The sequence below is a fragment of the Erwinia sp. S43 genome (genome assembly GCF_016624745.1).
In the GTDB taxonomy this organism is placed as follows: Bacteria; Pseudomonadota; Gammaproteobacteria; order Enterobacterales; family Enterobacteriaceae; genus Erwinia; species Erwinia coffeiphila.
The window spans coordinates 73835-93552 of record NZ_JACVTX010000014.1; the positions used below are offsets into that span (position 1 = coordinate 73835).

Annotated in this window: 17 protein-coding genes; 13 read left to right on the forward strand and 4 right to left on the reverse strand. The window is 56.2% G+C overall.

From position 1 onward, the window contains the following. Positions 1-4: 4 nt before the first annotated feature. The 3 genes from recO to acpS all read left to right on the forward strand — a co-directional run bounded on the left by recO (position 5) and on the right by acpS (position 1926). On the forward strand, positions 5-742 hold the full coding sequence (recO, locus tag IBT47_RS16760) for a DNA repair protein RecO (RefSeq protein WP_200561582.1): 738 nt from the start codon (positions 5-7) through the stop codon (positions 740-742). 72 nt (positions 743-814) lie between these two features. After that, entirely contained in the window at positions 815-1546 is a 732-nt protein-coding gene (gene pdxJ / locus IBT47_RS16765; protein ID WP_200561584.1) for a pyridoxine 5'-phosphate synthase, read from the forward strand. Further along, positions 1546-1926: a holo-ACP synthase gene (gene acpS / locus IBT47_RS16770; protein ID WP_105593194.1), complete on the forward strand. Its 381-nt coding sequence runs from the start codon at positions 1546-1548 to the stop codon at positions 1924-1926. Before pdxJ ends, acpS begins: the two co-directional genes overlap by 1 nt. Here acpS and IBT47_RS16775 read toward each other — a convergent pair. Both IBT47_RS16775 and IBT47_RS16780 read right to left on the reverse strand, forming a co-directional pair. Further along, positions 1923-2177 (reverse strand): YfhL family 4Fe-4S dicluster ferredoxin, encoded by a 255-nt coding sequence (locus IBT47_RS16775; protein WP_200561586.1) that lies wholly within the window; start codon positions 2175-2177, stop codon positions 1923-1925. The genes acpS and IBT47_RS16775 overlap by 4 nt on opposite strands. A 187-nt stretch (positions 2178-2364) precedes the next feature. Then, on the reverse strand, positions 2365-3204 hold the full coding sequence (locus IBT47_RS16780) for a MurR/RpiR family transcriptional regulator (RefSeq protein WP_105593196.1): 840 nt from the start codon (positions 3202-3204) through the stop codon (positions 2365-2367). A 276-nt stretch (positions 3205-3480) separates the two neighbouring features. Between IBT47_RS16780 and murQ the strand changes: the two genes are divergently transcribed. The 3 genes from murQ (at position 3481) to tadA (ending at position 5753) form a co-directional block, all read left to right on the forward strand. Then, positions 3481-4377 (forward strand): N-acetylmuramic acid 6-phosphate etherase, encoded by an 897-nt coding sequence (gene murQ / locus IBT47_RS16785; RefSeq protein ID WP_200561588.1) that lies wholly within the window; start codon positions 3481-3483, stop codon positions 4375-4377. Positions 4378-4558: 181 nt separating this feature from the next. After that, entirely contained in the window at positions 4559-5197 is a 639-nt protein-coding gene (gene yfhb, locus IBT47_RS16790; RefSeq protein ID WP_105593198.1) for a phosphatidylglycerophosphatase C, read from the forward strand. A gap of 61 nt (positions 5198-5258) precedes the next feature. Next, positions 5259-5753 (forward strand): tRNA adenosine(34) deaminase TadA, encoded by a 495-nt coding sequence (gene tadA, locus IBT47_RS16795; protein WP_200561591.1) that lies wholly within the window; start codon positions 5259-5261, stop codon positions 5751-5753. 2 nt (positions 5754-5755) lie between these two features. Here the strand turns inward: tadA and mltF are convergent, their stop codons facing one another. Then, the gene (gene mltF, locus IBT47_RS16800) at positions 5756-7213 is read right to left on the reverse strand and encodes a membrane-bound lytic murein transglycosylase MltF (protein ID WP_105593200.1); all 1458 of its coding nucleotides are present in this window, start codon (positions 7211-7213) and stop codon (positions 5756-5758) included. 269 nt (positions 7214-7482) lie between these two features. Between mltF and purL the strand changes: the two genes are divergently transcribed. From purL to glnB, 6 genes are all read left to right on the forward strand, one after another. Continuing rightward, positions 7483-11367 (forward strand): phosphoribosylformylglycinamidine synthase, encoded by a 3885-nt coding sequence (purL, locus tag IBT47_RS16805; RefSeq protein ID WP_200561593.1) that lies wholly within the window; start codon positions 7483-7485, stop codon positions 11365-11367. A 397-nt stretch (positions 11368-11764) separates the two neighbouring features. After that, on the forward strand, positions 11765-11932 hold the full coding sequence (locus tag IBT47_RS16810; protein WP_200561595.1) for a hypothetical protein: 168 nt from the start codon (positions 11765-11767) through the stop codon (positions 11930-11932). 888 nt (positions 11933-12820) lie between these two features. Continuing rightward, the gene (locus tag IBT47_RS16815; protein ID WP_200561597.1) at positions 12821-14248 is read left to right on the forward strand and encodes a HAMP domain-containing sensor histidine kinase; all 1428 of its coding nucleotides are present in this window, start codon (positions 12821-12823) and stop codon (positions 14246-14248) included. Between the two features lie 2 nt (positions 14249-14250). Continuing rightward, the gene (gene qseG / locus IBT47_RS16820) at positions 14251-14991 is read left to right on the forward strand and encodes a two-component system QseEF-associated lipoprotein QseG (protein WP_200561599.1); all 741 of its coding nucleotides are present in this window, start codon (positions 14251-14253) and stop codon (positions 14989-14991) included. Next, positions 14988-16322 (forward strand): two-component system response regulator GlrR, encoded by a 1335-nt coding sequence (gene glrR, locus IBT47_RS16825; RefSeq protein ID WP_105593204.1) that lies wholly within the window; start codon positions 14988-14990, stop codon positions 16320-16322. Before qseG ends, glrR begins: the two co-directional genes overlap by 4 nt. Positions 16323-16459: 137 nt before the next feature. Next, positions 16460-16798, forward strand: a complete 339-nt coding sequence (gene glnB, locus IBT47_RS16830; protein WP_056238873.1) for a nitrogen regulatory protein P-II — start codon at positions 16460-16462, stop codon at positions 16796-16798. A gap of 81 nt (positions 16799-16879) precedes the next feature. Here the strand turns inward: glnB and hmpA are convergent, their stop codons facing one another. Beyond that, entirely contained in the window at positions 16880-18061 is a 1182-nt protein-coding gene (gene hmpA, locus IBT47_RS16835) for an NO-inducible flavohemoprotein (protein WP_200561601.1), read from the reverse strand. 318 nt (positions 18062-18379) lie between these two features. Here hmpA and glyA point away from each other — a divergent pair, with 318 nt between their 5' ends. Beyond that, positions 18380-19633 carry a serine hydroxymethyltransferase gene (gene glyA / locus IBT47_RS16840; protein WP_105593206.1) on the forward strand — a complete coding sequence of 418 codons (1254 nt, stop codon included), beginning with the start codon at positions 18380-18382 and terminating at the stop codon, positions 19631-19633. The last annotated feature ends 85 nt before the right edge of the window (positions 19634-19718 follow it).

Genomic DNA, 19718 nt, shown 5'->3' on the forward strand with positions numbered 1-19718 from the left:
TTTGATGGAAGGCTGGCAACGCGCATTTGTTCTGCACGCACGCCCGTGGAGCGAAACCAGCCTGCTGCTCGATCTGTTTTCTGAACAGCACGGCAGGGTGCGGGTCATGGCGAAAGGTGCCCGCTCCAAACGTTCCAGCCTCAAGGGTGCTCTGCAACCCTTCACCCCTCTGCTGGTACGCTGGGGAGGGCGCGGCGAGGTGAAAACCCTGCGCGGCGCTGAACCCGTTTCGCTGGCGCTTCCGCTCAGCGGTACTACCCTCTACTGTGGCCTGTACGTCAACGAACTGCTCACCCGCGTGCTGGAGCACGAAACAGCCTTCAACGAACTCTTTTTTGACTACCTGCACTGTATTCAGGCACTGGCGGCAACGTCCGGCTCGCCGGAGCCTGTGCTGCGCCGCTTTGAGCTGGCAATGCTGGGGCATCTCGGCTACGGCGTGGATTTCATGCACTGCGCCGGAAGCGGTGAAGAGGTCGCCGATGAGATGACCTACAGCTACCGGGAAGAGAAGGGCTTTATTGCCAGCCTGGTGGTCAACAACCGCAGCTTCACCGGTCGACAGCTGCGCGCGCTCTGGCAGCGAGAATTCCCCGATGCCGACACCCTGCGGGCGGCCAAGCGTTTTACCCGTATTGCACTCAAACCCTATCTCGGCGGCCGGCCGCTAAAAAGCACTGAGCTGTTTCGCCAGTTTCTGCCGAGAAAACGAGCGGACACTCCGCCTGCGGCAGACGAATAGCGACAGGTCATACCCCTGCGCCCGTCGAACGTTGTACACTCGATAAAACATTCGCGATTACCAGAGGACCCCATGGCTGAGTTACTGTTAGGCGTAAACATTGATCACGTTGCTACCGTACGCAACGCTCGCGGTACTAATTATCCCGACCCGGTTCAGGCGGCATTTGTCTCAGAGCAGGCGGGTGCTGACGGCATTACCGTCCATTTACGTGAAGACCGTCGCCACATCACCGATCGCGATGTGCGTATTCTGCGCCAGACTATTCAGACCCGTATGAATCTGGAAATGGCCGTTACCGATGAGATGATCGATATCGCCTGCGAGATCGTGCCGCACTTTTGTTGCCTGGTCCCAGAAAAACGTGAAGAGGTGACCACCGAAGGCGGGCTGGATGTGGCCGGTCAGCTGGAAAAAGTGACGGCTGCGGTTAAGCGCCTGAACGATGCCGGCATCCTCGTTTCTCTGTTTATTGACGCCGATCGTGGGCAAATCGACGCCGCTGTGGCTTCCGGTGCCCCTTATATTGAAATCCATACCGGGGCTTACGCCGAAGCGGCAGAAGGCCCGGCGCGCGATGCCGAGCTGGCACGCATTGCCGAAGCGGCAACCTATGCTGCAGGTAAAGGACTGAAGGTCAATGCCGGTCACGGCCTGACCTACCATAACGTTCAGCCTATTGCCGTGCTGCCGGAGATGCACGAGCTGAACATTGGCCACGCGATCATTGGCCGTGCGGTTTTCAGTGGCCTGGCGGATGCAGTTAAAGAGATGAAGCAGCTGATGCGGGAAGCGCGTCGCTAATGGCTATTCTTGGCCTGGGTACGGATATTGTGGAGATTGCCCGCATTGAAGGGGTGATCTCACGCTCGGGGGACCGGCTGGCGAAGCGGGTGCTCAGCCCCAATGAGTGGGCGCAGTACCAGGCGCATCAGCAGCCGGTGCGGTTCCTGGCCAAGCGTTTCGCGGTGAAGGAGGCGGCGGCAAAAGCCTTCGGCACCGGTATTCGTGGCGGTCTGGCGTTTAATCAGTTTGAGGTTTACAACGACGAGTTAGGCAAGCCGGGGTTAAGATTCTTCCAGCACGCGCAGGAAGTGGCAAAGAAGCTGGGCGTGATGCACGTTCATGTTACCCTGGCCGATGAGCGCCACTATGCCTGTGCGACGGTAATTATTGAAAGCTAACCCGCAGGGTGCAGCACCACGAATTTATCCCACAGCTGGTCGTTCGTCTCTACCCGCTGTGGGTCAACAATAATGGTGTTATCAATCGGGCAGACCTGCTGACAGGTGGGCGCATCGTAATGGCCTACGCACTCTGTACAGCGATCGGTGTCGATCTCGTAATACTCCACGCCCATCGAAATCGCTTCGTTGGGGCATTCAGGTTCGCACATATCGCAGTTGATACAGCGTTTGGTGATCAGTAGAGCCATCTTGGATGAGGTGCCGTTAAATTAATTTAATCAGTAGGTTAACAAGTTGATAAATCTGGAATTCATTAACTTACTGTTGCAAATTCAATGCCGCGCACTGTATCACAATTAGCTGATAGCCCCAATAACGTCGATGTTTTAGCCGCATAAAGACATTAAGACGGTTATTAGCTTTCTGGTTCTATATTCAAGTCAACTTCTTAACCAGCGCCTCACTGTGCCGAATATGGCTAGTTGCACGTTCAGGATCGCGCTGGATCAGTGCCATAAACAACAGATCGGTTAGTGCCAGCTGTGCCATAGTGGAGGATATAGCGGCACTGCGGGTGGTTTGCTCCTCTGCCACCGTATAGAGACAGTGAGACGCCGCCTGCTGTAGCGTATTCGGTGTAAAGCCGGTAAAAGCCAGCACCGTGGCGCCAATCCGTTGTGCTTCCTGCGCCGCCAGGTTGATTTCCCGTCGCTCGCCGGTGTAGGAGATCGCCAGCAGCACATCGCCGGGGCTCATCGCCTGCACGCTGGCCAGCAGTGCATGCATATCCTGCTCTGCAACCGCGCTGATACCAATCTTCATCAGCTTCCACGAAAAATCTTTTGCCACCAAACCGGAAGCGCCAATACCCACCAGAACAATACGCTTCGCGTTTCGCAGCAGGCGCAGCGTCTCCAGCAGCATCTCTTCACTGTTGATATCCAGCGTGGCGCGAATGGCGGACATCTTTTCCGTAAACAGCTTTTCGCCCACGGTTTTAAGGGGGTCGTCGCTGAGAATCAGGTTATGCACGGTAATCGCGTCTTTGTCTGCCAGCGACTCACTGAGTGCCAGTTTCAGCGCCGGGAAACCTTTATAGCCCAGCTTTTGGGCAAACTTCACCACGCTGGACTGGCTGACGCCGGATTCATCCGCCAGCTTTTGTGAACTCAGGTGGCGTGCGCGGTCCGGCTGCGACAACAGGTAGTCAGCCAGGCGGCGCTCATTGAGTGCCAGGCTGGGATACAGCTGACGAATACGCAGCAGTGAACTCATCTCTTTTCCTCTTGCCAATTCGAACTCATCACGTTGAATTGGCAGCAATGATAACAGGCATGACGCAAAGTCTAACCTATTGATTAGCAGTTTCCATTCTTTACCGGGCCAAAATGCAATGCCCTCAGGGGAGGCCGAGTTGCGTGCCGGATTTTTCTGCATCTCGTCGTTCTACTAACGTTTACAATGATCTTAGTGTAAAAACGGTTTATTTTGAATAAAATATTCAACAAATGAAATGTCTGTTCGAATTAAAAATTCAGTCAAGGGGGAAGAATGGATCTGGGTTCACTGGTGTCAGAAACCCGCAATGCGGACACTCTTGACCTCGACAGCCTGTCAACGCTGGAGATGGTCAGCAAATTTAACCAGCAGGATGCCACCGTGGCTGCGGCGGTAAGCCTGACTCTGCCACAGGTAGCAAAGGCCGTTGACGCCGCCGCCGCCGCACTATCTGCCGGTGGTCGCATCATCTATATGGGAGCAGGTACAAGCGGCCGCCTTGGCGTGCTGGATGCATCCGAATGTCCGCCGACCTTTGGTGTATCACACGATCTGGTGATTGGTTTGATTGCCGGGGGGCCGGGGGCGATGTTTAAGGCCGTTGAGGGTGCTGAAGACGACGAACAGCTCGGCGTGAGCGATTTGCAGGGGCTGGATCTCAGCCCTGATGATATGGTGATCGGCCTGGCCGCATCCGGCCGCACGCCTTACGTCATCGGTGCGCTACGCTATGCCCGCCAGCACGGATGTCGCACGGCAGCAATTTCCTGCAATCCCGGATCGCCAATTGCCCGCGAAGCGGAAATTGCTATTTCGCCGGTGGTAGGACCGGAAGCGCTAACGGGATCCACCCGCCTGAAGTCTGGTACTGCACAAAAGCTGGTACTGAATATGATCTCCACCGGTGCGATGGTGAAAATCGGCAAGGTCTGGCAAAACCTGATGGTCGATATGAAAGCCACCAATATTAAACTGGTGGATCGCGCGCGTCGTATGGTGTGCGAAGCGACCGGTTGTACTCCGCAGCAGGCCGATGACGCATTAGGGCAGGTCGACTATGAAGCTAAAACGGCCATCCTGATGATCCTGGCCGATCTGCCAGGCTCCGAGGCGCGCGAGCGGCTTGCCAGGCACGGTGGTTTTCTTCGCGCCGCGCTTAACGAGCGCTAAAAGCGAGTTCTTCACTCACTTCTGACTACACTTATTCTCTGTACGCTACGGGTGTAGCGTGCTTTGCTGCTGGTGAACTCAGCCCGACGGCGAAGACGTGAGTAACGGGCCGATCGGGGAGGCTGAACAACAGCTTCCTCTTCACCCAATTTTAAGATTTATTGACTGCGAGGAGTAAGGTTTGACAACCGGTCAGGAACGACGCGTTATTTTTTTTGACCTCGACGGTACGCTGCACAAGCAGGATATGTTTGGTACCTACATGCGCTGGATGCTGCGTCGTCAGCCATTAAACCTGCTGCTGGTATTACCGCTGCTGCCGGTGGTGGCTGGGGGACTGTTATTGCGCGGCCGTGCTGCCCGCTGGCCAATGAGCCTGCTGCTGTGGTCCATTACCTTTGGTCACAGCGAGCAGCGTCTGCAGCAGCGGGAAAATGAGTTCGCCAGCTGGTTTCGCCAGCGCGTGAAGGCTTTTCCGGTGGTGCAGCAGCGCCTGACGGACTACCTCAACAGCGATGATGCCGACGTTTGGTTAATCACCGGATCGCCGCAGCCGCTGGTGGAGCAAGTGTATTTCGATTCCGCGTTTCTGCCGAAGGTTAAACTGATCGCCAGCCAGATGTCCCGTGCCAGGGGCGGACGGGTGCTGGCGCTTCGCTGCCTGGGGCACGAAAAGGTCGCGCAGCTGGAAGAGCAGATCGGCACGCCACTTCAGCTCTACAGTGGGTACAGTGACAGTAATCAGGATAACCCGCTGCTGTTCTTCTGCCAGCACCGTTTCCGCGTAACCCCCGTGGGGGAGCTGCAACAGCTGGAATAAGCGCGGTCTGTCGGGCGTAATCAGTGTATAATGTCGCGCTTTTTTTCCGCTGGAGACTCAGGTGAGCGACAATAATGATGAATACTGGATGCGCCACGCGCTGATGCTGGCCCGCCGAGCCTGGGACGAAGGTGAAGTTCCGGTTGGCGCGGTGCTGGTTCATGAAGGGCGGGCGATCGGCGAAGGCTGGAACCGGCCAATCGGCCATCACGATCCTACCGCGCATGCGGAAATCATGGCGTTGCGGCAGGGTGGGAAAGTCATTGAAAATTACCGACTGCTTAACACCACGCTGTACGTAACACTGGAGCCGTGCGTGATGTGTGCGGGGGCGATGGTTCACAGCCGCATCGGCAGGCTGGTGTTTGGTGCACGCGATGGAAAAACCGGTGCGGCAGGCTCGCTGCTTGATGTACTGGGGCATCCCGGCATGAACCATCAGGTGCAAATAGAAGAAGGCATTCTGGCGACGGAGTGTGCGGCGATGCTAAGCGACTTTTTCCGCCATCGGCGCGCGGAGAAAAAAGCGCAGCGTCAGGCGGGGAAGGCGATTTAGCCTCAGTTCATCGCCAGCTGCGGCGGAACGGCAGGGTAGGCGTTACCCAACTCGGCCTCGGTTGCGGCCTTCTGCGCCAGCTTTCTTTCCTGATCTTCCAGGTATCCCACCAGGCTTATCTGATACTTACGAATATTCTCGACATACGCGTAGGCTTCGTGCCCGCGCGCATAGCCATAGGTGGTCTGGCTGTAGTAACGCTTCTGGCTTAACATCGGCAGACGCAGCTTTACATCTGCCCAGCTGTCAGGATTACCCTGCTGTTTTTCCGTCAGCTTGCGCGCATCCAGCATATGGGCATAACCCATATTGTAAGCGGCGAGGGCGAACCAGATGCGTTCATCATCCGGGATTCCTGCCGGCACTTTCTCCATCATCTTTACCAAATACTCGCTGCCGCCGCGTACGCTTTGCTCGGGATCGGTACGGTCCGTCACGTTCAGGCTGTCTGCGGTATTACGCGTTAACATCATCATCCCGCGCACGCCGGTTGGCGAGGTAGCCTGGGGGTTCCAGTGTGATTCCTGGTAAGAGATTGCCGCCAGCAGTCGCCAGTCGATGCTCTGCGCATATTTCTCAAACAGCGGCTGGATCGCCGGTAGCGTGCCATCGATGGCTCGCAGGAATGTCCGGGTATCAACATAGTCAAAAGTACCGACGTGGCCGAGATACTTCTCATCCAGACGCGCCATTGCACCTTCTTCGCCCATCTCGTTATAGAAGTCGAGCATCGCCGCATTCAGGCTGTCGTCCTGTTCCCGCTGGATATACCAGGTGACGGGCTCTTCATCGGTGATATCAAACGCCACCGCCAGCTGCGGATGGATACGCTGCATCAGGCCAATAGTGACCGAATCACCCACCGTATAATCGATTTTGCCATCGGCAACCGCCTGCAGCAGCGTCTGCGGCGTTTGATCGGTGGAGATCGCCCAGTCGAGGTCCGGGTACTGATTTTCTTTCGAACCGCGCAGGGTGGAAAGATAGGCTGAGCCGGATGCGACGATCAGCCGTCCTTTCAGATCGCCGAGGTTCTTCGGTCTGGCTGCGCCGATGCGGTACACCAGCTGCTGCGAAACGGAATAGTAGGTCGGACCGGCGCGAAAATGTGCCAGACGCTCATTGTTGTAAATTAAACCGGCCGCCAGCACATCAGCTTTGTCATCTTCCAGATCGTCAAACAGATCGCTCAGGTTCGGGCGCACGGTTACTTCCAGCTTCACGCCGAGATAATCGGCAAAGCGTTTTGCCAGCTCGTAGTCCATACCGGCCGGTGATTTATTGACGGTGTAATAGGTCAAAGGAGAATTTATCGTGCTCACACGTAAAACTCCTCGCGATTTTATCTGCGCGATGCGGTCGGTTGCACCGCCGTACCAGGGTATCGACGGCCACAGTGCAAGCGCGAGCAGCACCATAACCAGCCCGATGAGCAGGTAATTTAATTTTAGGCGTTTCAAATAGTTATCTCTCGGTAGCTCTCAGGTATCTGTCTTTTACGGCAGTATTTATTGGCTATAATTGCTCCTGAGCGTGGGGCATTTTGCTCAAGTCCGCGTGGCATCGCAACTTAAATCAACCTGAATCGTGTAATTTTCAGCCAATTCTGGATGTCGATTAATTCTGCGCAAACGGTTTCGTAACCGGTGGGGATTCTCTATAATAGCGCCCGTTTTCCCTGTTGCGCCCAATGAAGCGTCGCCCGGCGCTTCGAGACGAGAGATCTTTAATGATGGAAATTCTGCGTGGTTCGCCCGCCCTGTCGGCATTTCGTATTAACAAACTGCTGACCCGCTTTCAGGACGCTCACCTGCCGGTGAGTGATATTTACGCCGAGTACGTCCATTTCGCCGATGTCAGCGCGCCGCTTGATGCGGATGCGAAAGCGCGCCTGCAGCGCCTGCTGAAATACGGTCCTTCTCTCGCTGAGCATACCCCGGAAGGCCGCCTGCTGCTGGTGACCCCGCGTCCCGGCACGATCTCCCCGTGGTCATCCAAAGCGACCGATATCGCCCACAACTGCGACCTGCCGCAGGTTCTGCGCCTTGAGCGCGGCCTGGCCTTCTATATTCAGGCTCCACAGCTGACCGATGCACAGTGGGGGGCTTTGGCCGCTCTGCTGCACGATCGTATGATGGAAACCGTGTTTACGGATCTGAATCAGGCCGAGCAGCTGTTCGCACACCATCAGCCCGCGCCGGTACAGAGCGTGGATGTGCTGGGTGAAGGTCGTGATGCACTGGTTCAGGCCAATATCAAGCTGGGCCTGGCACTGGCCGAGGATGAGATCGACTACCTGCTGGCCGCGTTTGAAAAACTGGGGCGCAACCCGAACGACATCGAGCTCTATATGTTTGCCCAGGCAAACTCCGAGCACTGCCGTCACAAAATTTTCAATGCCGACTGGGTGATTGACGGTGAGCAGCAGCCGAAGTCGCTGTTCAAGATGATCAAAAACACCTTCGAGAAAACCCCGGACCACGTGCTGTCTGCCTATAAAGACAATGCCGCGGTGATGGAAGGTTCTCAGGTCGGCCGTTTCTACGCTGACCGTCAGGGTGCCTATGACTTCCATCAGGAAGATACGCACATCCTGATGAAGGTAGAAACCCATAACCACCCGACGGCAATTTCTCCGTGGCCGGGTGCCGCGACCGGTTCCGGTGGCGAAATCCGTGATGAAGGCGCAACCGGACGCGGCGCGAAGCCGAAAGCCGGCCTTGTTGGCTTCTCCGTGTCTAACCTGCGTATCCCGGGCTTCGAACAGCCGTGGGAAGAGGATTTCGGCAAGCCGGAACGTATCGTTACCGCGCTGGATATCATGACCGAAGGCCCTCTGGGCGGTGCGGCGTTTAACAACGAATTTGGTCGCCCGGCGCTGAACGGCTACTTCCGTACTTATGAAGAGCGTGTTAACAGCCACAACGGCGAAGAGCTGCGCGGCTACCACAAGCCGATCATGCTGGCCGGTGGTATTGGTAACATCCGTGCCGATCACGTGCAGAAAGGCGAAATCACCGTGGGTGCCAAGCTGATCGTACTGGGTGGCCCGGCGATGAATATCGGTCTGGGCGGCGGTGCCGCGTCATCTATGGCTTCCGGCCAGTCCGATGCCGACCTCGACTTCGCCTCAGTTCAGCGCGACAACCCGGAAATGGAACGCCGCTGCCAGGAAGTGATCGACCGCTGCTGGCAGATGGGTGAAGCAAACCCTATTCTGTTTATCCACGACGTCGGCGCGGGCGGTCTGTCCAACGCCATGCCGGAACTGGTCAGCGACGGCGAGCGCGGTGGCCGTTTCAATCTGCGCGATATTCTCAATGACGAACCGGGCATGAGCCCGCTGGAAGTCTGGTGTAACGAATCGCAGGAGCGTTATGTTCTGGCGGTTGCACCTGAGAGCATCGAACTGTTTGACGAGCTGTGCAAACGTGAACGCGCTCCGTATGCGGTGATCGGCGAAGCTACCGAAGAGATGCACCTGTCGCTGGCTGACAGCCATTTCGACAATACGCCAATCGATCTGCCGCTGGACGTGCTGCTGGGCAAAACGCCAAAAATGACCCGCGATGTTGCCAGCCTGAAGGCTAAAGGCGACGCGCTGGTTCGCGACAACATTTCTATTGCTGATGCGATCAACCGCGTTCTGCACCTGCCGACCGTTGCGGAGAAAACCTTCCTCGTGACTATCGGCGACCGTACCGTCACCGGCATGGTTGCGCGCGATCAGATGGTGGGACCGTGGCAGATCCCGGTGGCTAACAGCGCGATCACCACCGCCAGCCTTGACAGCTACTACGGTGAAGCAATGGCGCTGGGCGAACGTGCGCCGGTTGCCCTGCTGGACTTCGCTGCATCCGGCCGTCTGGCCGTGGGTGAAGCGCTGACCAACATCGCAGCGACCCAGATTGGTCCGCTGACGCGTATTAAACTTTCCGCTAACTGGATGGCCGCCGCTGGTCACCCGGGTGAAGATGCGGGCCTGTATGAAGCGGTCAAAGCCGTCGGCGAAGAGCTGTGCCCGGCGCTGGGTATCACAATCCCGGTGGGCAAAGACTCCATGTCGATGAAAACCCGCTGGCAGGAAGGGACCGAGCAGCGCGAGATGACCTCTCCGCTGTCGCTGGTGATCACCGCCTTTGCCCGTGTGGAAGACGTGCGCAAAACCGCTACGCCACAGCTGCAAACCGTGGATAACCGCCTGCTGCTGATCGACCTTGGTCAGGGCGTTAACGCGCTGGGCGCAACGGCACTGTCTCAGGTTTATCGTCAGTTGGGTGACAAACCTGCCGACGTGCGTGATGCGAAACAGCTGGCCGGGTTCTGGAACGCTATCCAGACGCTGGTGGCCAATGACAAACTGCTGGCTTACCACGACCGTTCAGACGGCGGCCTGCTGGTGACGCTGGCAGAAATGGCCTTTACCGGTCACTGCGGCGTTGAGGCAGATATTGCCGCGCTGGGCAGCGATAGCCTGGCTGCGCTGTTTAACGAAGAGCTGGGTGCGGTGATTCAGGTTGCTGCCGCAGACTGCGCGGCGGTTGAGCAGGTGTTTGCTGCCAACGGACTGGGAGACTGCGTTCACGTGCTGGGTCGTGCGGTAGAGGGCGATTGCTTTGTGATCACCTCCGGCGATTCTGCGGTGTACAGCGAAAGCCGTACCACGCTGCGTACCTGGTGGGCTGAAACCACCTGGCAGATGCAGCGCCTGCGTGATAACCCGGCCTGTGCCGATCAGGAACACGAAGCTAAGAAAGACAACAGCGATCCGGGCCTGAACGTCAAACTGACCTTCAAGCCGGAAGAAGATATCGCTGCACCGTTTATTGCCACCGGCGCGCGTCCAAAGGTTGCCGTGCTGCGCGAGCAGGGCGTTAACTCCCACGTTGAGATGGCGGCTGCTTTCCACCGTGCCGGATTTGATGCGGTTGACGTGCATATGAGCGATCTGCTGGCGGGCCGTCGCGGTCTGAGCGACGTTCAGGCACTGGTTGCCTGCGGCGGCTTCTCTTACGGCGATGTGCTGGGCGCGGGTGAAGGCTGGGCGAAATCGATTCTGTTCAACAGCCGCGTGCGCGACGAGTTCGAAACCTTCTTCCACCGTCCGCAGACGCTGGCGCTGGGCGTGTGCAACGGCTGCCAGATGATGTCGAATCTGCGTGAGCTGATCCCGGGTAGCGAAGAGTGGCCGCGCTTTGTGCGCAACCAGTCCGAGCGTTTTGAAGCCCGCTTCAGCCTGGTCGAAGTGGCGGCCAGCCCGTCGCTGCTGCTGGATGGTATGGTCGGTTCCCGTATGCCGATTGCGGTTTCGCACGGTGAAGGCTTTGTGGAGGTGCGCAGCGATGCACATCTGGCACAGCTTGAGCAGAAAGGGCTGGTGGCACTGCGCTTTGTCGATAACTTCGGCAACGTGACTCAACAGTATCCGGCTAACCCGAACGGTTCTCCAAACGGCATTACGGCGGTGACTAACGAAAGCGGTCGCGTAACGATTATGATGCCGCACCCGGAGCGCGTGTTCCGCACCGTCAGCAACTCCTGGCACCCGGCAGAGTGGGGCGAGGACAGCCCGTGGATGCGTATTTTCCGCAATGCGCGTAAGCAACTGGGCTGATACCTGTGTGAGTAGCCTGCTGTAAATCAGCGGGTTAATGGCAGGTTTGAAAAAGCCACTGTCTTTTGGGATGGTGGCTTTTTTTTGTCAGTGACATTTCCGAAACGGGTGTCAAGATGAAAAGCTTTGCTGGGATTGCGGTGAACGAGGGCCAGCCTGCGCGGCTACCGGGCGGTCCTCGCGCCGCTTTGCGGTGCCTTCGGTTTCGGTATCGGGCCTTGCGGATCGGCGTGGAGCGGGCGTCCTGCCCGCGCCACGCCTGAGCCCGGCATCCCTGCCGTTCTCTCCGGTCCCGCTACCTGCACCTCAGCGCTGCGGATTGCCCGTCAGCCGCCCAGGCTGGCCCTCTTCCGGAATTTGTCGTCGCTTCTTATCTGAATTTAGACGGATTACAGTCATGAGTATTGACCTGGTCGGTAAGTTGATTTCGCTTTCATTAGCTGAATGGGCGGTTGGTTTCTCTGCCGTTTTCTCCGGCCCCGCTGCCTGCACCTCAGCGCCGCGGATTGCCCGTCAGCCGCCCAGGCTGGCCCTCTTCCGGAAATTGCCGTCGCTTCTTATCTGAATTGAGACGAGGTCAGTCATAAGTATTAACTGGTCGGCAAGTTGATTTCCCTTTCATTAGCTGAATGGCTAGTAGGTTTCCCGGACTGTCTCGTTATCTGGAGAGGGCAATGTGGGCCATTTCCATCATTGGAAAATCGAAGGAATGTCGAAAGACGATCTATTAAAGCAGCGACTCCGATAGCAAAGCGCAGACGGGTTGGTCCTGGAAACGGGCAATCCGCAGCGCTGAACGTAACGAGGGAGCCAGGATTTGCTCGCATGGACGCGAGCAAAAGGCGCAGCCGGGGCAGGAAGCCCCGAACCCGCCAGCCCCAAAACCACCAGCCCCAAAACCACCAGCAGCAGCCCCCTGTTGCATTTCCCCGACAATCCCCTCAAATTAGCGTCTCCAAACGGCGACACTTAACTCGTTGATTTAAATGGCACGATTCACACATCGCTAAAAGTGTTACTTTTCAGCGACACTCAGCCAGACCGACTGGTCAAAACGATCGCGAATAAAAGAGAACGACATCATAAAAAATCACCATTTTATAATAAGTTAAAACATAATTTGAAAAACTGGCACGATGATTGCTATAATCTATTCAGCGGCTCATTCACCTGGTTATGACAGCCCTGCGTAAGCGGTCAAGTGCCCATAACGCCCAGAATGACGCACAAAACGGAGCCTGTCGTCCACCCCACCGATAATCGTTCACTCTGTGACGTTATCAAACATCGGACGCAACGTTGAGTTAGGCTCCACCTATTCAGCCTCGCTGCTCACCTGCAGCGTCGCCCGATGGCCGGTTCAGTGAACCGGCCATTTTCATTTCATCGCCTGACTTTCCTCGCAGCCCACTCTCCGCTAGCATCACTGATAACCTGAACAAGAGATCTCTCCGTGAAGAAATGGCGTCTGTTTCCACGATCCCTGCGTCAGCTGGTGCTGATGGCGTTTTTACTGGTGTTATTACCGCTGCTGGTGCTGGCATGGCAGGCCTGGGAAAGCCTGTCGGCGCTGAGCGATCGCGCTGCGGATACTAACCGCACCACCCTGACCGATGTGCGGCGCAGTGAAGCGATGGCGCGCACCGCGCTGGAACTGGAGCGCAGCTATCGACAGTACTGCGTGCTGGATAACCCGATGCTGCAAAAGCTCTATCAAACTCAGCACAGCCGCTATTCGCAAATGCTTGATGCCCACGCGCCGGTGCTGCCGGACATCCGTACCTATCAGGCGCTGCGTCAAAGTCTGACTCAGTTAAGCCAGATAAAATGCGACAACAGCGCACCGGTCAAGGCGGCAGCCGAGCAGCTGGAGGCATTTTCTTCCGCTAACGCGCAGCTGGTGCAGACAACTCGTGAAGTGGTCTTCTCGCGTGGTCTACAGTTACAGCGTGAAATTGCCGATCGGGGTCAGTATTTTGGCTGGCAGGCGCTGACGCTGTTCCTGCTCAGCCTCGGGCTGGTGGTGTTGTTTACCCGCATGATTATCGGGCCGGTGAAAGCTGTAGAACGGATGATTAATCGCCTGGGTGAAGGGCAGCAGCTGGAACAGAACCTGATGTTTAAAGGCCCGCGCGAAATTCGCTCTCTTGGGCAGCGCATACTGTGGTTGAGCGAGCGGCTGACCTGGCTTGAGTCCCAGCGGCATGAGTTTCTGCGCCATATCTCTCATGAGCTAAAAACGCCGCTGGCCAGCATGCGTGAAGGCACGGAACTGCTCGCCGATCAGATAGTTGGACCTTTAACCGCCGACCAAAAAGAGGTGGTGAGCATTCTCAATGACAGCAGCCGCCGCCTGCAAACGCTGATTGAGCAGCTGCTGGACTACAACCGTAAGTTAGCCGATGGCCCGCTGCCGCTTGAGGATGTGCCGCTGGCACCGCTGGTTGAAACGCTGATTGCCAGCCACAACCTGACGGCTCGCGCTAAGATGATGCATACCGAAGTCGATCTTCAGCTCGCCAGCTGCCGGGCTGAGCCGACATTGTTACTGCGGGCGATCGATAATCTTTATTCCAATGCTGTACACTACGGCGCAGAATCAGGCCGTATCTGGATCCGCAGCCGCCAGCAGGGAGGCCGGGCAATCATTGAAGTTGCCAACACCGGCACGCCTATCCCGGACGCAGAGCGGGCGATGATCTTTGAACCTTTCTTCCAGGGCAACATGCAGCGGAAGGGGGCCGTTAAAGGCAGTGGGCTGGGGCTGAGCATTGCCAAAGATTGCCTGCAGCGTTTACAGGGTGATTTACAGCTGGTTGACAGCAAGGAAGCGGATGTTTGCTTCCGTATCGAATTAAATACCACCGCCGGGAATAACTAGTCATGCGTTTTTCACCTTTATCTGCTCTGTTGTCTCTGGATCGAACCGGCAAACTCGCTGCGGTGTCACTGCTGACTTCACTGATATCTGGCTGTAGCCAGATGCCAGAGAAGAACAGCAGTCTGACGCATGATTCGTTCAGCGAAACTCAACGCCGCGTTGTGGATTTCCAGGAGGTTTCCTGCGGCCAGGTCTGGACCTTTAACAGCGTATCGGTGGTCAATAATCCGCTTTACTGGCTGCGAACGATGGACTGTGCCGAACGCCTGACACCAGCCGAAGCGCGGGCAGAAGCGCGTCGCTGGCCAGCGGATAACTGGCAGAGCCGGTTTAAACAGGCCGTACTGCTCAGCAACGGTAATATCACGCCGGTGGAACGCCGCCAGTATTTGCAGCGGCTTGATGATTACAGCTACGACTACCCCACCGCCGTGCGCCCGTTGCTGACCCTGTGGCGGGAAGGGCAGGGATCGCTGCTGCAACTATCCGCAGAGCGCACGCGCTACGCGACGCTGCAACAAACCAGCGATGCGCAGCTTGATGCGCTGCGCCAGCAGGACATCGCGCTGAATCAGGAACTGGCGGTGACCCGGCGCAAGCTGGATTCCCTGACCGATATTGAACGTCAGCTCTCATCACGGCGCTCGCCTGATGCCGCCGACAGCAGCCATGCCGCGGATAAATCCGCACCGGACGATGCGACATCGTCCGGCAGTAAATCAGAAGATGATGGAACGCCATGATAAAAAAATCAGCCCGGCTGCTGCTGGTGGATGACGACCCCAGCCTGCTTAAACTCCTTGGTATGCGCCTCAGTAGTGAAGGTTTTGCTGTTACCACCGCCGAAAGCGGCCCGGAAGCGCTGCGGGTGCTGGACCGCGAAACTATCGATCTGGCGATTAGCGATCTGCGTATGGATGAAATGGACGGGATGGCGCTGTTTGCCGAAATCCAGAAACGTCATCCCGGCATGCCGGTCATCATTCTTACCGCTCACGGTTCTATCCCCGATGCCGTTGCCGCTACGCAACAGGGTGTGTTCAGCTTTCTGACCAAGCCGGTGGATCGCGATGCGTTGTATAAAGCCATTGATGAGGCGCTGGCGCACCGGGTGCCAACGACGGATGAGTCGTGGAGCGAAAATATTGTCACCCGCAGTCCGCTAATGCTGCGTCTGCTGGAACAGGCGCGGATGGTGGCGCACTCTGACGTTAGCGTGCTGATTAACGGCCAGAGCGGAACCGGAAAAGAGATCCTGGCGCAGGCGATCCATGCGGCCAGCCCGCGTGCGGGCAAAGCATTTATCGCGATTAACTGCGGTGCCCTGCCGGAGCAACTGCTGGAATCCGAGCTGTTTGGCCATGCGAAAGGGGCTTTTACCGGGGCGGTGAGCAGCCGGGAAGGGCTGTTCCAGGCCGCGGAAGGGGGAACGCTGTTCCTCGATGAAATTGGCGATATGCCGCAGGCGCTGCAGGTCAAACTGCTGCGTGTGCTGCAGGAGCGTAAAGTGCGCCCGCTGGGCAGCAATCGCGATTTGGATATCGACGTGCGTATTATCTCCGCTACCCATCGCGATCTGCCAAAAGCGATGGAGAAAAAAGAGTTTCGCGAAGATTTGTTCTATCGTTTAAACGTGGTCAACTTGAAAATCCCCGCACTGCATGAGCGAGCCGAGGATATCCCGCTGCTGGCCAATCATTTGCTGAAGCAGTCGGCCGCGCGGCACAAACCGTTTGTCCGCAGTTTCTCCAGCGATGCGATGCATCGCCTGATGGCCGCCAGCTGGCCGGGAAATGTCCGCCAGCTGGTGAATGTGATTGAACAGTGCGTGGCGCTGACGTCGGCGCCGGTCATTGGTGAGGCGCTGGTCGAGCAGGCGCTGGCCGGAGAAAATACCGCATTGCCTACATTCGCGGAAGCGCGGAATCAGTTCGAGCTTAACTACCTGCGCAAGCTGCTGCAGATGACCAAAGGAAATGTCACCAATGCCGCCCGAATGGCAGGGCGCAATCGCACCGAGTTTTATAAACTGTTGTCGCGACATGAACTGGACGCTGGCGATTTTAAAGAATAATTTTCAGTGCCGTTTTTGCTATCAATTATGGTAGTTTAGCTGCCTGAAAAAAGAGACAGACCGCGCCGCGTGACCTGTCCGGTGAAGTTAATCGTTGATTACCCGTCCGTTACCGGAGGGAGAAATAAGGGTCTGCTATGAAAAAGATCGATGCAATTATTAAGCCGTTCAAACTGGATGACGTGCGCGAAGCGCTGGCGGAAGTCGGCATCACCGGTATGACGGTAACGGAAGTTAAAGGTTTTGGCCGTCAGAAAGGCCACACCGAGCTGTATCGTGGTGCTGAATATATGGTCGATTTTCTGCCAAAAGTGAAAATCGAAATCGTTGTGGCTGATGATATTGTCGATACCTGCGTCGATACTATTATGAACACGGCGCAAACCGGTAAAATCGGTGACGGTAAGATTTTTGTGTTTGATGTGGCGCGCGTTGTGCGTATCCGCACCGGTGAAGAAGACGAAGAAGCGATTTAATCGCTGTTTTTCACTTGCGTAACAGGGCCTGAATATTCAGGCCCTGCTCATTTCTGGCGTTACGATCGGCAGAAGGGTTGGTTACAGCGCTTTGTGCGGGCCAAAAACTTCATAATGAATACGATCGTGCGAAACGCCCAACTGTTGTAGCTGCTGCTCAACCGCTTCCATAAAGCCTACCGGACCACATAAATAATATTGCATAGCCGGATCGCTGAGCATGGACTCCAGCGGTGACAGGTTGATAAGTCCATGCGTGTTGAACTTCTCTTTATCCTGAGCTGTGGGATGACTGTACCAGATATGCTGCGTAAATCGCGGCAGATGCGCTCCGGTTTCCGTGACCTCTTTCGCAAAGGCGTGCGTGCTGCCGTTATCGGCGGCGTGGAACCACTGCACCGTCGACGGATGTCGGCTCTCCGCCAGCTGATGCAGCATCGCCAGCATCGGCGTTAGCCCCACGCCTGCGGAAATCAGCGTAACCGGTGTTTCCGGCTTCACGTCGAGGAAGAAATCACCGGCCGGTGGAGCAACGCGCAGATGCGTGCCCACTTTCTGCTGATGTAGCCAGCTGGACATCGTCCCGCCTTGTTCATGGCGTACGGCAAGACGATAATTTTTGCCGTTCGGTGAGCGGGTGAGTGAATACTGACGAATTTCTTTGTTTTCAAATGAAGGATCGTCCACCCACAAGGCAAGATACTGCCCCGCGCGATAGCTCGCGACAGGCTGGCCGTCGGCCGGTGTCAGCACAAAACTTTTGATTACCGCGCTTTGTGGGGTGATTTCGCTAATAACGAATTCTCGCGTCCCCCTCCAGCCACCGGGTTTCTGCTCGGAAAGTTCATAAATCTGCTCTTCACGCTGCACGAAGATTCCGGCCAGCACGCCATAGGCTTTGCCCCAGGCCTCAAGAACCTCTTCACCCGGATGCAGCATTTCATCAATGCTGGCCAGCAAGTGCGTACCGACAATGTTGTATTGCTCAGGCCGAATGGCAAAACTGGTATGCTTTTGGGCTATTTTTTCCACGGCGGGGCCAAGCGCCGCCAGATTATCGATATTGCTGGCATAGGCGCAGACGGCATTAAACAGCGCTTCCCGCTGGTGGCCGTTGCGCTGATTGCTCATATTAAAAATATCTTTCAGTTCGGGATTGTGGCTGAACATACGATCGTAAAAGTGGGCCGTCAGGCTTGGTCCGAGTTCGAGAATGGCGGGAATGGTGGATTTGACGATGGCAATGGTCTGATTATCTAGCATAGTGAACTCCCTGATTTTATAACGTGTATTTCAGATGCATTAATTTTCGGGAAATTGCATTGTAAATACCCATCTGAGAATCAGGGTTATTTATCCGTGCTGATGGCGTGGGCTTGTTGAACAAGCTGCAAGTTGATAATGAGGAAAACTCCGTAACCAACTGCTTGCAAAAATGATATCTAAGCCTTGCTGGCTCTGAAGCCAATCGTTTGCGCAAAAAGGCGGTCATGGCGCTATTCAACGGCAGGGTAACAGTTTAAACTGTTGCCCAACACCCCGAAGTTCCTTATTAAAAGTCAGTTGAGTCAGGAGATGCAGATGTTAAAGCGTGATATGAACATTGCCGATTACGATGCCGATTTATGGCAGGCGATGGAGCAGGAGAAAGTGCGTCAGGAAGAGCACATCGAGCTGATTGCTTCAGAAAACTATACCAGCCCACGTGTAATGCAGGCTCAGGGATCCCAGCTGACTAACAAATATGCCGAAGGGTATCCGGGGAAACGCTATTACGGTGGCTGTGAGTACGTGGATATCGTTGAGCAGCTGGCTATCGACCGCGCTAAAGCGCTGTTTGGTGCCGACTATGCCAACGTGCAGCCGCATTCCGGTTCGCAGGCGAACTTCGCTGTTTACACCGCGCTGCTGCAGCCGGGCGATACCATTCTGGGTATGAACCTGGCACACGGTGGTCACCTGACCCACGGTTCCCCGGTTAACCTGTCCGGCAAACTGTATAAAGTCATTCCTTACGGTATCGATGAAACCGGCAAAATCGACTACAACGAGCTGGCCGAACTGGCTAAACAGCACCAGCCGAAAATGATCGTAGGCGGCTTCTCCGCATACTCCGGCGTGTGTGACTGGGCTAAAATGCGTGAAATCGCTGACAGCGTTGGCGCATACCTGTTCGTCGATATGGCCCACGTTGCTGGTCTGATCGCTGCTGACGTTTACCCTAACCCGGTACCACACGCACACATCGTGACCTCGACTACCCATAAAACCCTGGCGGGTCCTCGCGGTGGTCTGATCCTGGCTCAGGGCGGTGACGAAGATCTGTATAAGAAACTGAACTCAGCGGTATTCCCTGGCGGCCAGGGCGGCCCTCTGATGCACGTTATCGCCGGTAAAGCGGTGGCGTTCAAAGAAGCGATGGAGCCAGAGTTCAAAACCTACCAGCAGCAGGTTGCTAAAAACGCACGAGCGATGGTTGAAGTGTTCCTGGAGCGTGGCTACAACGTAGTTTCCGGCGGCACCCATAACCATCTGTTCCTGCTGGACCTGGTTGACAAAAACCTGACCGGTAAAGAAGCCGACGCCGCTCTGGGCCGTGCTAACATCACCGTCAACAAAAACAGCGTGCCTAACGATCCGAAGAGCCCGTTCGTGACTTCCGGTATTCGCATCGGTTCTCCAGCTGTAACCCGTCGTGGTTTCAAAGAAGCTGAAGTGCGCGAGCTGGCTGGCTGGATCAGCGATATTCTTGACAATATCAATGACGAAGGCGTGAGCGAGCGCGTGAAGAAGCAGGTTCTGGATATCTGCGCCCGCTTCCCGGTATACGCATAATCCGCTAGCAGCTCCTTTACTGCGAGCCGTTGCACAGATAACGGGGCACTTTGTGTCCCGTTATTTTTTTATCTGTCCACACGGT

What these genes read in the sequence shown, in the direction of transcription:
- recO (WP_200561582.1), top strand. Translation starts at nt 5, where the DNA reads ATGGAAGGCTGGCAACGCGCATTTGTTCTGCACGCACGCCCGTGGAGC.
- pdxJ (WP_200561584.1), top strand. Translation starts at nt 815, where the DNA reads ATGGCTGAGTTACTGTTAGGCGTAAACATTGATCACGTTGCTACCGTA.
- acpS (WP_105593194.1), top strand. Translation starts at nt 1,546, where the DNA reads ATGGCTATTCTTGGCCTGGGTACGGATATTGTGGAGATTGCCCGCATT.
- IBT47_RS16775 (WP_200561586.1), bottom strand. Translation starts at nt 2,177, where the DNA reads ATGGCTCTACTGATCACCAAACGCTGTATCAACTGCGATATGTGCGAA.
- IBT47_RS16780 (WP_105593196.1), bottom strand. Translation starts at nt 3,204, where the DNA reads ATGAGTTCACTGCTGCGTATTCGTCAGCTGTATCCCAGCCTGGCACTC.
- murQ (WP_200561588.1), top strand. Translation starts at nt 3,481, where the DNA reads ATGGATCTGGGTTCACTGGTGTCAGAAACCCGCAATGCGGACACTCTT.
- purL (WP_200561593.1), top strand. Translation starts at nt 7,483, where the DNA reads ATGATGGAAATTCTGCGTGGTTCGCCCGCCCTGTCGGCATTTCGTATT.
- IBT47_RS16810 (WP_200561595.1), top strand. Translation starts at nt 11,765, where the DNA reads ATGAGTATTGACCTGGTCGGTAAGTTGATTTCGCTTTCATTAGCTGAA.
- qseG (WP_200561599.1), top strand. Translation starts at nt 14,251, where the DNA reads ATGCGTTTTTCACCTTTATCTGCTCTGTTGTCTCTGGATCGAACCGGC.
- glrR (WP_105593204.1), top strand. Translation starts at nt 14,988, where the DNA reads ATGATAAAAAAATCAGCCCGGCTGCTGCTGGTGGATGACGACCCCAGC.
- glnB (WP_056238873.1), top strand. Translation starts at nt 16,460, where the DNA reads ATGAAAAAGATCGATGCAATTATTAAGCCGTTCAAACTGGATGACGTG.
- hmpA (WP_200561601.1), bottom strand. Translation starts at nt 18,061, where the DNA reads ATGCTAGATAATCAGACCATTGCCATCGTCAAATCCACCATTCCCGCC.
- glyA (WP_105593206.1), top strand. Translation starts at nt 18,380, where the DNA reads ATGTTAAAGCGTGATATGAACATTGCCGATTACGATGCCGATTTATGG.